This window comes from Gemmatimonadota bacterium, from assembly GCA_041390105.1.
GTDB lineage: Bacteria > Gemmatimonadota > Gemmatimonadetes > Longimicrobiales > Gaopeijiaceae > JAGQIF01.
This window is the reverse complement of the sequence record JAWKQO010000002.1, coordinates 622666-637203: the sequence shown is the minus strand read 5'-3', so window position 1 is coordinate 637203 and position 14538 is coordinate 622666. Positions and strand designations below refer to the sequence as shown.

The window sequence follows — 14538 nt, the reverse complement described above, 5'->3', positions numbered from 1 at the left end:
TCCCTAGGCCCGGTGGGCTCCCGACTGCAACCGCCGCGCAGCCAGTCCCTCGAAGAAGGCATCGATGCGATTCTTGAGCTGCGCCTCCGACACGACCCGACGGTCCATCATGTCGGACTCGATGAACAGGGAAGGAACGTCCTCGCGCGCCATCGTCTCCCTGCGCTGGTCCGCCAGGCCCGTGGAGACGGTGCGACAGCTCTTGATCGGGTGGTAGACCACTCCGTCCGCTTCGAATTCCCTGAACATCTGGAGCAGGGGCTCGGTCTGGAAGAACATGCTGTCCATGGCATCCCGAACCCCGCGCAGCAGTCCCTCCGCAAGGCTCTCCAACGGACGTTCGAGGTCGTATTGATGTCCCTCGTTGGCGCCACCGGAAGCGAACCACAAGTAGGTGGAGTTGACGAAGGTCCCGCCCCACTCCTGGAACATCTCACCGAAACGACGGAAGATCGGATAACAAGGAACCCCCACGAAGAGCAGCCGATAGAGCTCCTCCGTCAGCGTTCCAATGCCCTCTTCCGCCTTGTAGCGCATCTCTTCGACGAGTTCCTCGAAGTAGGCGGCTCCCTCGGGCGTTCCGCGCAAGCAGTTCGACACGCCCAGGTAGATGGTGCCGTCGGTCAGTGCATTGAACACCGACGGATGGGCGCGGTTGAGGGCGAGCACATCCTTCCAGCCCGCAGCCATCGTATTGGCGTGTCCCAGGGTCTCCCGCAGTCGGTCGATGTCGAAGCGCTTTCCCGTGATCCGCTCCAACACTGGAATGAGCTCGTGCAGCTGGGCCAGCACGTATCGCAGGTCGTTCTCGAAGTCCGGGTCGCCGCGATCGGGACGCAGGTGGGCTGCCCTGCTCCCCGGAACGTCGATGGTGACGATGGGGCAGCCGTACATGCGCTCCCAGATCTCCGCCCACTTGATGTACGTGTTGCAGGCATTCGTGTAGACGGCGATGGCCGGCTTGGGGATGCGCCCCATCGGCAGCGTTCCTCCACGAAGCTGCGTGGCCACGTCCGCCTTCACGTAGCCGCAGATGTCGGGGCTGTAGCCGTAGTCCTCGGCTTCGTTGAGGTAGTCGTGCGCCACGTGGCGGACGGCAGTCTGCAGCGAGTTGATCTCGGGGAACACCACCGGCAGATCGAACACCCGCAGCAGCTCCACCAAGCTGCCCATCACGAAGACGTAGGCGCCGCCCCTTCCCTCCTCCGCCGCCTGGGTGAGGCCGGCGAACCACTCCTTGAAGAGCCGAGCACCGTCCGAGTTCCCTCGGCCCACGATCCCGTCTGCGATCACTTCCCTCATCCGTCCACCTCCAGGAGGTCTCGGGTCACCCACGCGTTCATGGCCCTTCCCGTCTCCCTCATCGGGCCCGCGCGGGCTCAGTCGAACATCAGGTTCTCGACGAAGGTTTCCAGCTGGATCTCCAGATGATCGAAGCTGGTCATGTTCTCCTCGAACTCGCTCACGAAGTACGGCACGCCGGCGGCGTCCAAGCCCTTGGTGTACGCCACCTGCTCTTCGAGACCTGGCTCACACATCTTGGCGGCGGTGACGATGGCCGCTTGTGCTCCCGCCGCGCGCACCCGCTTCAGCAGCATCTCCTCTTTCGGTTTGCGATTGTCGTGTTGCACGGGCGAATAGGAGGAGTGCTCCAGATAGGCGTATGCCAGATTGAACAATGGGTCGCCATCGGTGGGAACGTCATCCAGAAGCCAGCGCATCCCGATAAGCAGGTCGTCGTCCACCACGTAGCAGGAGCGGGCGATCACACCGAGCAGATCGAGGGGCGGCTGCTCGCAGAAGCCGCCTTCGAAGACGACGGTGACGCGGTCCAGGCGCCGTGCCTCCCGTGCTTCCACCTTCGGAAGGGTCGCCTCCAGGAGGCGGTTGTGCTCCTCGCGTCGCATGACACTGCCCACCGCCATGAGGGCATACGCCTCGTCGGCGGCGATCTTCCAGGGGCTTTCGCGTTTGATGCGGTACAACTCGCGCAAGAGCGCCCGGTTGCGATTGTAGATCTCGATGGACGCCTTCAGGTCGTCCGCGGACACCGAACTTCCCGTGACCTCCTCGATGGTGCGGAGCAGACGGCCGTACTCTCCACGGAGGTACTCTGCCGCGAACGCCGAGTTGGCATTCTGCGGGAGGTAGAGGATCTGGCAGGGATACTCGAAGTTGCGGCCGAAGATGCCGGCCAGATTGCGAGCCGCGTCACAGATGGGATGCGTGACGAAGAGGTCGAGGGTCACGCGGCCACTCAGCACGACCTCCAGGGAGGTCTTGAGGATGGAGCAGAGATAGGACCCGAAGTGCGAGTCGGCTTGCTGTGGCTCCAGCGGCGCACCCCGCATCCGCAGAGGCAGGGCGCCCGCCGCATGGGCCAGCTCCTCGGGGAAGTACACCTGGAAATGTCCGACCACCGCTCCACCCCCCTCCCTCCAGGCGGCCACGGTGGGGAAGCTGGTGTCTTCCAGCAGGTCTCGGCATCCGCTCAGGATCTCGTTGAGCGGAGTCGACTGCAGGTCGCGGTGCAGCACGGTACCGGTCATGAGTGACTCCAATCGGGGCGACGCTTGTCCAGGAAGGCGCGGAGACCCTCCACCGCGTCGTGGGTCGCCATGAGGTCATCGAGATAGAGTCTGGTGATGTCCCGCTCCGCCGAAGTGGCACACCCGCGGCCAACGAGGAGCGCACGCTTGGCGACCCGCAGTGCCGCGCTGCTGTGCGCGGCCATCTTCGCGGCCAGCGCAGCGGCCTCCGCGGCGAGCTGCTCGCCGGGCACCACGCGCCGGACCAGGCCCGCAGCCTCCAACACGCCTGCGCGGACCGCCGAGCCGCAGAAGATCAGCTCCGCAGCCAGGCCCGGCGGAGCCCAGCGGCCCAACTGCAGGCACGCGGCTGGAGGGAATACGCCGAGCTGGATCTCGGGCACGCCGAGCAGGGAGTCGTCCGCCGCCAGCACGACGTCGGCGGCCATCGCCAGCTCGAACGCTCCTCCCAGGCAACGACCGTGGACCGCGGCGATGACCGGGAGCGGAAAGGCACGCACGGCTTCGATGGTATCCATGAACTCCGGGATCATGGAGGCCGCCCGCTCAGGCAGGTGCTCCTCCACCGACGCGCCCGCGGAGAAGTGCTTCCCGGTGGCGCTGAGGACCAACACGCGCAGGGTCGCTTCGGTCGACAGGTCCGCGAGGACTTTACGCAACTCGGCGAGCAACGCCTGGGTCAGGATGTTGAGCGGCGGAGCGTCCAGCACGACCCTTGCGACTCCGTCCGCAACGCTGGTCTGGAGCTGCATTCCGCTGTCTCCTTTTCCGGCGCAGGGCGCCGGCCTTCAGATGTACTGGCCCCCGTCCACCTGGAGCGTCTGGCCTGTGATGTGCGCGGCACGCTCCGAGCTGAGAAACGCGACGGCGTCCGCGATCTCGTCCGGCTCCGCCAAGCGCCCGTCCACTGCCTCGCCGCGCGCGCGCTCGACGACGTCGGGAGCGAGTCCGTCCACGAGCGGCGTGTGCACCATGCCGGGCGCCACCACGTTGACGGTCACTCCGTAGCGCCCCAACTCCCTCGCCAAGCTCTTGCAGAACCCGATCAAGCCGGCTTTGGACGCGGCGTAGTTCGACTGCCCCAGCTTGCCTCGCAGCCCATTGATCGACGAGATCGCCACGATCCGACCCCACGCGGAGGCGCGAAGGACTGGCGCCACCGCCCGCGCGTAGGTGAAACAACCCTTGAGGTTGACGTCGATCACATCGTCCCAGTCCGACTCGGCCATCTTCCAGACCACGCGGTCGCGCGTGATCCCGGCGTTGCAGACCAGAACGTCGATACGGCCGAACGCGTCCAGCACGTCGCCCACGATCGTGGCTGCTCGGTTCAGGTCCCGCACATCGGCAGCGGCCGCGATCACATGGGTGCCCGAGGCTTCCAGGTCCCGGGCGGCCCGGGCGAGATCGACCTCGTCAGAGTCCACCAACGCCAGTTGGCACCCTTCCTGGGCGAAGCGCTCAGCGACGGACCGACCGATTCCCTTGGCCGCCCCGGTTACCAACGCCACCCGTCCGCCGAGTCCAAGCTCCATGACGCCTCTGCCGCCGTCTCAGCCGTTCTCGTGCGTCCGCGGACGGATCGCCTCGTACAGGTCGTCGTCCCATGGATGTCCTAGAGCCAGGAGCTGGCGCAGCCGGATGAAGTCGACCTCGCGGTTGTCCTTGGGACCCTCGTTGAAGGCACGAAAGCCCGCGCGAGCCTCCGTCATCATGTTCAAGGCCAACCACTCACGATTGGTGATGGAGTTCTGGTCCCAGTGACGCTGTTTGTGCTTGCGCAGGCTGTTCACGGTTTTGGAAGTGCAATCCGGCATCAGCATGAGCAGCTTGGTGCACAGCGCCTCCACTGCTTCGTCGAGGCGGGTGAAGTCGGTCTCGGCCCGCGCCAGGATCTGCTTGGCGGCGTCCCGCTCGGCTCCGGATTTGAAATCGCCGTACACCAGAGTGCCGAGGGGTCCCACCATCCGGTCGGTCACCACCATGGGGTTGGCGATCCACTCGCCATCGACCTTGAGGCAGGGCACCACCTCGTTGAGCAGCCCGTAGAACAGAGCCTTGTGGGCGCTCCAGGTCTCGCACAGCACTCCGCTCTCCATCGCACGGGAGAAGCCGACATAGAGAGGTAGGAAGTCCGTGGAGCCGCCGTCGGGCGCCGACCCGTGCTTGGGACCGGCCTGGCCGAAGCGGGCGGTATCGACGGCGACGCTGAAGTCGCAGGCCATGCCGATCTCCTGCCCTCCGCCGATCCGCATGCCGTTGACGCGATTGACCACCGGCTTGTCGCAACGCAGGATGCTGTCGATCATGTCGTTGAACAGTCGCATGTACTGCTTGTACTCCTGCGGGTTGCCCGAATAGTACTCGGCGTACTCCCGGGTATTGCCGCCTGTGCAGAAGGCCTTGTCTCCCACGGCAGTGAACACGACGGCCACCACTCGGCGATCCATGGACGCCTGCCGGAACGCCAGGATGATCTCCTTGATGGCGTCCGTCGTGTAGCTGTTGTACTGGCTGGGGTTGTCGAGCACGATCCAGGCGTTGAAGAGCCCCGGCGCCACGCGACCACGCGGATCGAGGGCGGGCCGCAACTCATAGCGGATCGCGGTGAAGTCACCTTCGGGAACGAGCGTGTGACTCTTGAGGGCCGAGGGTGCGCTTCCAGGATCGATGTCCAGCGCCACGGGACTCTCGTGCGACATGCTTCTCCTCCTAGTGTGCCCGCTCGGGAACGAGGATCGCGCGACGGGCCAATCGGTGCTCTGCGGCGTCGGTGAGGATGGCGGAGCCTCGGTCCAGCGCGTGGGTCTCGATGAAGGGCCGGAGCGCGATGCGACCCTGCGTCACCAGTGCCAGTGCTTCGGGATAGAGCTCGGGCCGGCATCCCCACGTCCCCAGCACCGCCGCGTCGAACGCCATGAGGTTGCTGAGCCGTAGCTCGATCTTGGCCAGCGTGAAGCCCACCACCATCAAGGTGGACGCATAGGTCAGCAGGCCGTACGCCGTCTCCTGTCCAGCGGGATGACCCGAGCACTCGAAGACCTTCCAGCCGTGCTCCGGAATTCCCCACGTGGAGGCCGTCTCCCGGACCCGGCGGCGCAGCGTCTTGAAGTCGAGCGCAGAGGTATCCAGGACCTCGTCGGCGCCGAAGGCGCGAATGGCGTCCAGGCGGGATGCGTCGACATCCAGCGCGACGGTGCGGGCGCCGACGGCATGCGCGATCTGTACGCAGTGGGTACCGACCCCACCCACTCCGACGATGATGGCCAGGTCACCTTCACCGAGGCCGCTGCGGACGATGGCTTGATACGGGGTGGTGACCGCGTCGGCCACGACGGCCAGCTCGGCGAGCTCGAACCCGGCTCGATCCTCGACCAGACAGAGACCGCGGGCCGGCACCCGCACGAACTCCGCGAAGCCGCCGTCCATGTCGTTTCCGGGCATGACCTGCGAACGGCAGACGTTGCTGCGACCCGAGCGACAGAGCTCGCATTCGAGGCAGGGAATGACGGCAGGCACGATCACCTCGCGACCGACGAGGTGGGAGAAGGCGCTGCCCGCCTCTTCGACGGTTCCGGCGATCTCGTGGCCAAGCGTGAGGGGCAGTGGGCCCCGCGTAGGGACGCCATCTCTCCAGAAACCGATGTCGGTATGGCACACGCCACACCCCGCCACCCTGACCAGCACATCGTCCGGCCCCGGCACCGGCCGGGGGACGTCGCGCAACTCCAGTGGCGCCGAAGGCGTCACCAATTGGAGGGCCTTCATCGTTTCCATCCCTTCGTGGGGCATGCACGCCCGGGCGTGCGTCCCGGACCCCCCGACTACGCCGACCCGGACGTCAGTCCGTGCAACAGATAGTCGGAGAACTGCTCACCCAGCTCGGCCGCGTGGAACTCGCCCTCGGGACGGTACCAACGCGCAATCCAGTTGATCGCCCCCAGGATGCCGAAGACGGCGATCTTGGGGTCGACCTCACGAAACTCGCCGCGCTCGATTCCTTCAGTGACGAGCTCGCGCAACACGTGCTCGTAGCGGTCGCGCCCGGCGATGATCTCTTCGCGTAGCTCGGGCGAGAGTGCGGGAACCTCGAAGGCGAGGGGCGAGCCTTCGAGGGTGTCGGTCATGACGCGCACGTGCTCACGGATCAGGTAGGCCAGCCGCTCGGCCGGCCCCTGGCAGCACGCGAGGGACTCGCGGATCAGGCGATCCAGTTCTGCAAGCGACTCCTGATGGCAGGCGAAAAGGATGCTGTCCTTGTCCGGGAAGTAGTGGTAGAGCGCCGTCTTTCGAATGCCCAGGCGCTCGGCGATGTCTTCGAGAGTGGTGGCGTGGTACCCCTTCTCCCGCACGGCCTCCAGCGCGGCGTGCAGGATCTGCGCGCGCCTGCGGGCCCGCTTGTCGCGGACGTGGGGCGTCAGGGTGGCCGCGTCGGGAGAAGACATGGTGTCCTCATGAAATTGAACGACTGTTAAATATTTGAACGATAGGTAGATTCGTCAAGGATCACGAGGGCGCCGGGTGCCCAAAGGGGACGGAGAGCCCCTGGGAGCCCGTCGAACGGAGGCCTGGGAGGAGCCGTAGACCCAAGCGGGGCTCGCGGGAAACCGGGGGGCCCCTGGTCAGCGCTGGTAGACCAGGCTGCCCCCGAGGTAGGTCTGAGCCACCCGCAGCTCCAGCAGTGAGCGGTCCGGGGACCGAGGCAGCGTGCCATCCAGGACCACCAGGTCGGCCCACTTGCCCACGGTGACGGAGCCGATCTCGGCGTCCCAACCGGCCGCGCGGGCAGGGGCCAGAGTGTAGGCGGCCAAAGCCTCGGGCATGGTGACCTTGTTGTCGGGATGCCATCCTCCCGCCGGTCCACCCGACGGCTTCTCACGGACCGTAGCGGCGTACAGCTGCTGTAGCGGATCGAGCGGGGCGGTCGCCCAGTCGCTCCCGAACACCAGGGACGCCCCGGCGTCACGGAGCCGTCCCCAGGCAAAGGCCCAGGCCACGCGCTCGTCTCCGAGACGCGCATGGTTGTAGACGTCGATCCCGGTGATGCAGTGGTGCGGGTTCATCGAGGCCAACACGCCGAGCTCGGCGAAACGCCGGACGTCCGCGGGGTCCACCACCTCGATGTGCTCGATGCGGTTGGGTCGAGACAGCGGACCCACCGTGTTGCGAGCGCGTTCCATCGCATCGAGGGACATGCGAACGGCACCGTCTCCGATGGCATGGACCGCGACGGGGAATCCTGCTTGGTTGTAGCGCAACACCGCGTCTTCCAAGGCGGAGGCCTCCATGCGCGGCAGGCCCCGTGCCTCTGGGTTGTCGGCGTACGGCGCAAGCAAGGCTGCGGTCCAGGCAGAGAGGACTCCATCGGCGACGAGCTTCACGTAGCCCAGGGCCACCATCGGACCCTGCGCCGCATGGAGGGCAGCCATCTGTTCGTCCAACGAATCGCGGAGCACTTCGAGGTCGTCCCCCTCGCCCGCCCTTGCCATGGCGCCGTACCAGATTCGCAGCGGAAGCTCACCGGTCTGCGCGAGGTCCGCGTATCTCCGGAGCTGATCCGTCCCACCCATGTCGTGGCCACCGGTCAGCCCGAGCGAATTGGCGTACGCGAGGGTTTCGCGCAGCACCGCCCTTTCCTCTTCCGGCGTCAGTGGCGGGATATGGCGCTGGACGAGCCCGGAGGCCGTCTCCAGCAAGATCCCCGTGGGCCGCCCGCTGACGGGATCGCGCTGGATCTGACCGCCCGCGGGATCGGGTGTGCGCGCATCGACACCCGCGATTTCCAAGGCCCGCGTGTTCGTCCAGAGGTAGTGCCCGTCGATGTGCGAGAGCGCGACGGGGTTGTCGGGAGCGATACGGTCCAGCTCCTCGCGCGTCGGCCAGGTCCCGCCGGGCTCGAGCAGATGATCCCAGCGGCCACCGACGATCCAGGCGCCCGGACCCAGCTCTTCCGCACGCGCACGGATCCGCCGTGCCCACTCGGCCCGATCCACGATGCCGGTCAGGTCCACGCCTCGGACCAGCGACGATCCGCTGCTGAAGTGGACGTGTCCATCGATGAAGCCGGGCACCACCGATCGCCCCTCGAGCGTGTCGACCTTGGTCCCGGCGCCGATCCAGCGCTCGGCGTCCCGGTCCGAGCCCACGAACACGATGCGTCCGTCGCGCACGGCCACGGCCGACGCCTCTGGCAGCGCTTCATCAGCGGTCAACACCGACGCGCCCACGAGCACCCAGTCCGCTGGATCGGGCACCGCGCACCCGGCGAGGAGGGCCAGAACCGCCAGCACGATCCACGCGCGTGTCCACCGCTGCGACATGTTCCCTCCCCTTCGGGTTGGCGCCGGGATCAATCTCGCATGAGCAACCGTCCGTTGACCACCAGATAGCGAGCCCGGGGGAGCGTTTCCGTCGGCGGCACGTACGCGTTGATCTGCCACACGCGGCCGTCGACGTCCTGGAGGGTGAGCGTGAAGTAGCTGAACGCGTAGGTCCCCCTGCCCGGCCCTCGGGCGCGTGCGGCCTCCGCTTCGCTCCACTGCCCCATCATCGCGTCACCGTCGGGTACCACCAGATGCCAGGGCGAGCCCACCATCCGCAGGAAGCCGCCGCGATCCTCGTACGTCCCGTCCTCGCGAAGGATCAAGCGGGGTGCATCCGCGTCACGAAAGTCGGCCCGCGCGAACGTCCCCTCCAAACGCAACTCAGCCTCTGGTGGCATCCGGCGCCAGGGACGATCCCGCTCGGAGAGCAGGACGCCCTCCCCCACTCCGTAGCTGGTGACGTAGGAGCCGCGTCGAGTGACGACCCGTCCACCTTCGAGATCCCAGCGCCCCCATCGCGACGGCTGCTGTGACTGATCCCACTCGAGATCCGACCGCAGCCCACGGATCGGCAGGCCGCGACGGTAGCGGTGGTCTGGCAGGAAGAGGTCCACCTCCGGGTAGTCTTCGAGGCTGGTCTGAAGCTGCGGCGCACCCGGGTCGGCTCCCACACTGAGGAAGTTGTTGGTCAGGTCGAGCAACAGCTCCATGCCTCCAGACCCCGCGCTGGCGCGCAGCCCCCGCTCCAGTCCGAGGTAAGCACCCGTGATCCCCTTTCCGAACTCCCCGTACCCGGGGGCGATCAGGACCAGTCCGGTGGTTCTGGTCGGACCCGGAGTCGTCCGCGGTCCGGACGCGGGGGGCGTCGCGCCGCCGGGCTCCTGCGCGGGAGCGTCGGTGGCGATCAGTGGCACGTCCGGGCCTTGGCGGGGGCCATCGCTGACCGAGAGATCCTGGACGCTGGACACGCCAGTCATCATGGCGCCCTGATACTGGTTGTAGGTGTCGTCGCTGTCGGCAATCGCCCAGAAGCGCGCCACCCATCCAGCGTTTCCCGCCACGGCCACCAAGGCGGTGTAGGTCTCACCCCCGCTGCGCAGCACGCCGACGCCGTAGCGGAACTGCCAGCCGTTCCCGAAGCCTTGGTCACTGGGTGGGAAGACGGGCCGCCACTCGCCGAGCTCCCCGATCGTCCGCTCGTAGGCCGCAGCGATCGTCTCCTCCGAGCGAATCGGGGGCAGGACGGTCAGACGGAAGGTCCTGCCTCGAGCAAGGTCGGCTGGGACCACCTCGACGCGCTCGGGCGTGCCCGATCGGATCCAGGTCACAGGGACGTCCAGCCAGGGTGCCAATGGTGTGCTCTGCGCTTGCAGGCCCACGCCGAGCCAGGGCAGGACGAACGCGACCAGCAGGGGACAGCGTACTCGCACCCTCATAATGCCTCCTAGAAGTCGATGCCGTCGCGATCCTTGTCGAACCCGGCCCGGTAGTCGAAGAACGTGCGCGCGCAATCCACCGCGAAGCCCCCATCGGCCCCGGAAGCGGTGATGACCTGCACGCGCTCGTTTCGCGACATCTGCAGCACGGCAAACTCCTGATCCGACCGGGCGCACATGAACAGGGAGCGGGTGGTGGGCCCCATCGCCATCAACAGGGGTCGGTGCCGCGCCGCGGGCGGGCGGCCAGACTCCAGTGCTTCGGCCAACAGGGCGCCCAGCTCGGTGCTGGCGAAGTGACCCATACGTTCTTCAGAGGGGAAGCCAGGATGGACGAACCACAGCGGGACCTCGTAGGCATCGCGGTGCTGCAACGCCTCCGGACGGCGAGGGCCATGGTCGGCAGTCACCACGATCAAGGTCTCCCGCAGACCACCCTCCGCTCCCAGTCGATCGAGGATCTCCGCAAGATACTGATCGTAGTAACGGACTCGTTCGATACCGGTCCGTGCTTCCCACGCATCGGTGTGCCCGAAAAGGAACGGCTGGAACAGGAACCAGGACTCCGGGCCGGCGAGGATGGCGCCCAGCCGGTCCAGGAGCACGCGATCCTCGCACCCTCGGTCGAATCGGGTGGGTTCCAGACAGACGACGTCGGATCGCTGTAGATCGGACGCGTCCGCGCCCACCGTACGATCCCAGGCAGGCGCCCGCAGATCCCAGGGAAGCTCGGCGAGCGGGGTGGCGAGCGCTGCCTTCCACCCCGCTGCCTGCAGGCGCTCGACCAGGCTCGCTTGGCGCAGCAGGTGACCGAAGTGCTCACTCCAGGCCGCGTCGTACGCTTCGTAGGGGACCATGCGGCCATGCAGCATGGCGATGCGCGCCGTGCGACTCTCCTGATCGACGGTGAAGTACCCACGATAGCGCGTGGCGAAGGGTTCCACGCGGGCGAAGAAGCTGCGCGCTGGATCGAGGCGCACGCGGGCGGCCTCGAAGCTGCTCAGGTCCACGCCCTCCATGACGAAGACCAGGACCCTCTTGAACGGGCCGGGGCCGGCCATCCGCTCAGGCAGCCCCGGGGCGAGCGCATCGGTGTCGTAGACCCGTCCCTCCGCGCTCGAGGCACGGGCCGGGACCCAGCGCGCGTCCTCAAGCGCCACCGCCAAGGGATGGCGCTCCACTGCAGCCCATGCCCCGATCACGCCGAGACCCACCAGGGCCACCCCCCGTCCACGCGGGTGCCACGATCGGGGAACCGAGCGCCCCGTTGACCGAGCAGACATTCCGGCGAACAGCACGAGAGCCCAGAAGCCGACAAAGAGTGGCCAGGCGCGCAGGGGGACGAGATGGCGCACGAAGAAAGCCACCGTCCCCAGCGAGAGGCCCAGCACCGAGAAGCGATCCGCTGCGGCGATGCCGAAGAAGTACGCGTGCCAGAACACGACCGACGCATAGCCGCCCAGCACAGCGGCGAACAGGAGCGCGCGCAGATCCCCTCGCCGCCCCGCACCCTGGGCACCGGCGCAGGCGAGCGCCATTCCGATCAGAATGCAGGCGTCGACCAACGCCTCGCGAATCGCCTCGGCGGCGTCCGCCGCTCCAACCAGTCGCCGCACGAGTGCAAGGCCGAGGACCGCGGCCAGCGCAGCCCACAGCTTCCCCCGATCGGTGCGGAACGGGAGGCGGAGCGTCCAGCGGATCGCCATGCTTCGATCCGCACAGAACCGTGGATCCGCCCCTGTTACCCGTCCGAGACGGTCAGCGTCACCGTGGTCTCGTCGCCTTCACCGGCAATCGAGGCAGCCAGCTCGCGCTCGTCCTTGGTGGCGTGGAGGATGAACATCCCGGACGCCTCCATCTTCTGATCGATTTCCCACCCCTCGTCCACGAGATGCTCGAGGTAGTAGTCGTAGACCGACCGTACGGAGTCGTCCGTAGTCAGGGTGACGGAAGCGCCTTCCCCCTGCGACATCATCGAGACCGCGATCTGGGCTCCGGGCGGAATCGGCACGTCATCCGGGAATCCTTCCGGGAGCGAACCGCCTCCCATCTCGATGGTGGTGCTCCGTCCTTCCTGTTCGGATGAAATGCGCATGCGCCCTTCGGAAACGTCGACATCCGCTGCGTCTGCTCCCGACTCGCGCATGGCCTCTTCCACCATGCGCTCGGCGGACCGTTCCGAGGCCCGTCCACACCCGATGGCCAGGAGGGCCATCGAGCTCACCGCGACCGCTGTCCAGCGGACCATGGGGGTAACCTCCACTCAGGTGTGCCTACGTTGTGGTAGCACCCCGGGAATCCTTCTGCAATCCCCTGGTTGGCCGCCCGGCCTCGCACCCCCTACTGTGACCCACGGCGGGCCGGCGGTCGCTCCTGCCCACCTGCCGATCCCAGACCCACACCCCACGGGGAGATGCTCCATGCGCGCTCGCGCCGTCGTCGTCAACGCCGTACTCGCGGCCACCCTGGCCGTGGCCTCCAGCGCCGCCGCCCAATCCCCGGAGGCCCGCTTCGGCCGGTGGAAGCTCAAGTCGGAAGCACCGCCGCCCGCGCTCAACATCATGACCTATCAGCCCTGGGGCGACGGCGGCATGCAGATCACGGTGGAGTCCACCAACGCGCGGGGGGAGACCTCCACATGGGGCTACGCCACCCTCTTCGATGGTGAATTCCGGCCCGTGCAGGGGCGGGATGGCACCGAGACCTCGGTGGTGTTCCTGACGGACCGGGTCACCCAGATCGTCACGCGCCGCGAGGGTCGTGTCACGCAGATGATCATCAACAAGCTGTCCGAGGACGGAAACACCATCCTGAACGACTACCATAACTGGGACGGCGAAGGGAACTACCGGCTCACACAGGCGACGTACGAACGGATCCACTGAGGGCGGGTGCACAAATGAAAGCCGCGGCACGGTGCGTCCGTGCCGCGGCTCCAGCAGCGCCTGGGCTCGCGCGTCTACGTGGGGCCCTGAAACCTACACCCAACCCTTCTTCCGGAAATCCTTGAGCGTCTCCGCCCAACGGTCCATCTCGTTGGGAAGTCCGAACGAGACGCGATTCCACTCCAACATGGGCGGGAAGCGCCGACCCACCAGGATCCCCGCGTCACGCATCCGATTGATGTAGGTGGTCAGGTCACCGTTGATTCGGTGCATGATGAAGTTGGTGTTGGTGGGAAGGTATTCGAGCCCCAACTGGTCCAGGGTCGCCTGGGTGATGGCCCTGGCTTCGGCGTTCACCGCCACGCCCCGTTCCACGAGGCCCGCATCCTTGAGCGATGCGATCCCGGCGGCGCTGGCCAGCACGTTGGGGCTGTTCTGTACGGTGTGCTCCCGCAGCCGCACGGCCGTGTCGGGATGTGTCACGGCGTAGCCGAGCCGCAGGCCGGCCATTCCGAAGATCTTCGAGAAGGTGCGCACCACGATCACGTTGGGCTTGCTGTCGATCCAGTGCAGACAGTGCGCATAGGCGGCGTCGTCGACGTACTCGAGATAGGCCTCGTCCATCACGAAGGTCGTGGTCTCGGGCGCATCCGCGATCCAGGCATCGATGTCGCGGGCCGAGGTGACCGTGCCGGTAGGGTTGTTGGGATTGCAGAAGTAGACCACCGAAGGCCGCCGCCTCGATGCTTCCCGCATGCGCCCCACATCGTGCTGCAGATCGCTGGTCAGCGGAATCGCCACCACTTCGAACGGCATCGTGTCTTGATAGTCGGAGATGTCTTCGAACGTGGGCTCGGCGATGATGAGCGGGACGTTGGGTCCTTGATACGCCTGGGTCACCACCTGCAGGATCTCGGTCGAGCCGAAGCCCAGCGTGAGGTTCTCCGGCCGGACGCCCAGGTAGCGGGCCAGCTCGTCCATGAGCGGGCCGGACTGCGGATAGCGGTTGGCATCGACGATGGCCTCGACCAACGCCTCCCGGGCCGACGGCGAGAGCCCGAGCGGGTTCTCGTTCGAAGACAGCTTGACGGTACCGTTGGGCAGCGTCTTCCCCACCCGCCAGAGGCTGGACCGAGAGAACAGGGCACCGAGCGCGTTCCCGGAAGCCGTGGCACCGGTGAGACCGGCTGCCATTCCAGTGGTGACGAAGCCGCGGCGATCCATGCTCCCTCCTGTGGTTCGTGGGTCGAGCCGCCAATGTGCGGCGCGGCGGGCCTCCTCGAAAGGGAGGCAGATAGCGTCGAACGGCCCACACCGGGGGGTGCGGGCCGTTCGCGCCTTCTGC

13 protein-coding genes are annotated in these 14538 nt (G+C 66.9%); 1 reads left to right on the top strand and 12 read right to left on the bottom strand.

Features of this window, described 5'->3' with window-relative positions:
* Positions 1 to 3: 3 nt before the first annotated feature.
* The 11 genes from R3E10_12000 to R3E10_11950 form a co-directional block, all read right to left on the bottom strand.
* Positions 4 to 1302: a 2-hydroxyacyl-CoA dehydratase family protein gene (locus R3E10_12000; protein MEZ4416459.1), complete on the bottom strand. Its 1299-nt coding sequence runs from the start codon at positions 1300 to 1302 to the stop codon at positions 4 to 6.
* Positions 1303 to 1379: 77 nt separating this feature from the next.
* Positions 1380 to 2549 (bottom strand): 2-hydroxyacyl-CoA dehydratase, encoded by a 1170-nt coding sequence (locus tag R3E10_11995; GenBank protein ID MEZ4416458.1) that lies wholly within the window; start codon positions 2547 to 2549, stop codon positions 1380 to 1382.
* Positions 2546 to 3301 carry an enoyl-CoA hydratase/isomerase family protein gene (locus R3E10_11990; GenBank protein ID MEZ4416457.1) on the bottom strand — a complete coding sequence of 252 codons (756 nt, stop codon included), beginning with the start codon at positions 3299 to 3301 and terminating at the stop codon, positions 2546 to 2548. Before R3E10_11990 ends, R3E10_11995 begins: the two co-directional genes overlap by 4 nt.
* 36 nt (positions 3302 to 3337) lie before the next feature.
* The gene (fabG, locus tag R3E10_11985) at positions 3338 to 4084 is read right to left on the bottom strand and encodes a 3-oxoacyl-ACP reductase FabG (GenBank protein ID MEZ4416456.1); all 747 of its coding nucleotides are present in this window, start codon (positions 4082 to 4084) and stop codon (positions 3338 to 3340) included.
* 18 nt (positions 4085 to 4102) lie between these two features.
* The gene (oah, locus tag R3E10_11980) at positions 4103 to 5251 is read right to left on the bottom strand and encodes a 6-oxocyclohex-1-ene-1-carbonyl-CoA hydratase (GenBank protein ID MEZ4416455.1); all 1149 of its coding nucleotides are present in this window, start codon (positions 5249 to 5251) and stop codon (positions 4103 to 4105) included.
* 10 nt (positions 5252 to 5261) lie between these two features.
* On the bottom strand, positions 5262 to 6317 hold the full coding sequence (gene had, locus R3E10_11975) for a 6-hydroxycyclohex-1-ene-1-carbonyl-CoA dehydrogenase (protein MEZ4416454.1): 1056 nt from the start codon (positions 6315 to 6317) through the stop codon (positions 5262 to 5264).
* 56 nt (positions 6318 to 6373) lie between these two features.
* Positions 6374 to 6994, bottom strand: a complete 621-nt coding sequence (locus R3E10_11970) for a TetR/AcrR family transcriptional regulator (GenBank protein MEZ4416453.1) — start codon at positions 6992 to 6994, stop codon at positions 6374 to 6376.
* A gap of 177 nt (positions 6995 to 7171) precedes the next feature.
* On the bottom strand, positions 7172 to 8869 hold the full coding sequence (locus R3E10_11965; protein MEZ4416452.1) for an amidohydrolase family protein: 1698 nt from the start codon (positions 8867 to 8869) through the stop codon (positions 7172 to 7174).
* Between the two features lie 29 nt (positions 8870 to 8898).
* Positions 8899 to 10308 (bottom strand): hypothetical protein, encoded by a 1410-nt coding sequence (locus R3E10_11960; protein MEZ4416451.1) that lies wholly within the window; start codon positions 10306 to 10308, stop codon positions 8899 to 8901.
* Between the two features lie 8 nt (positions 10309 to 10316).
* Positions 10317 to 12014, bottom strand: a complete 1698-nt coding sequence (locus R3E10_11955; GenBank protein ID MEZ4416450.1) for a sulfatase-like hydrolase/transferase — start codon at positions 12012 to 12014, stop codon at positions 10317 to 10319.
* Positions 12015 to 12049: 35 nt separating this feature from the next.
* Entirely contained in the window at positions 12050 to 12556 is a 507-nt protein-coding gene (locus R3E10_11950) for a hypothetical protein (protein ID MEZ4416449.1), read from the bottom strand.
* Between the two features lie 172 nt (positions 12557 to 12728).
* Between R3E10_11950 and R3E10_11945 the strand changes: the two genes are divergently transcribed.
* A complete protein-coding gene (locus R3E10_11945; GenBank protein ID MEZ4416448.1) occupies positions 12729 to 13193 on the top strand; it encodes a hypothetical protein in 465 nt (154 codons plus the stop codon).
* 93 nt (positions 13194 to 13286) lie between these two features.
* On the opposite strand, the gene R3E10_11940 is transcribed toward R3E10_11945, so the two are convergent.
* Positions 13287 to 14417 (bottom strand): histidinol-phosphate transaminase, encoded by a 1131-nt coding sequence (locus R3E10_11940; GenBank protein ID MEZ4416447.1) that lies wholly within the window; start codon positions 14415 to 14417, stop codon positions 13287 to 13289.
* Positions 14418 to 14538: the final 121 nt, after the last annotated feature.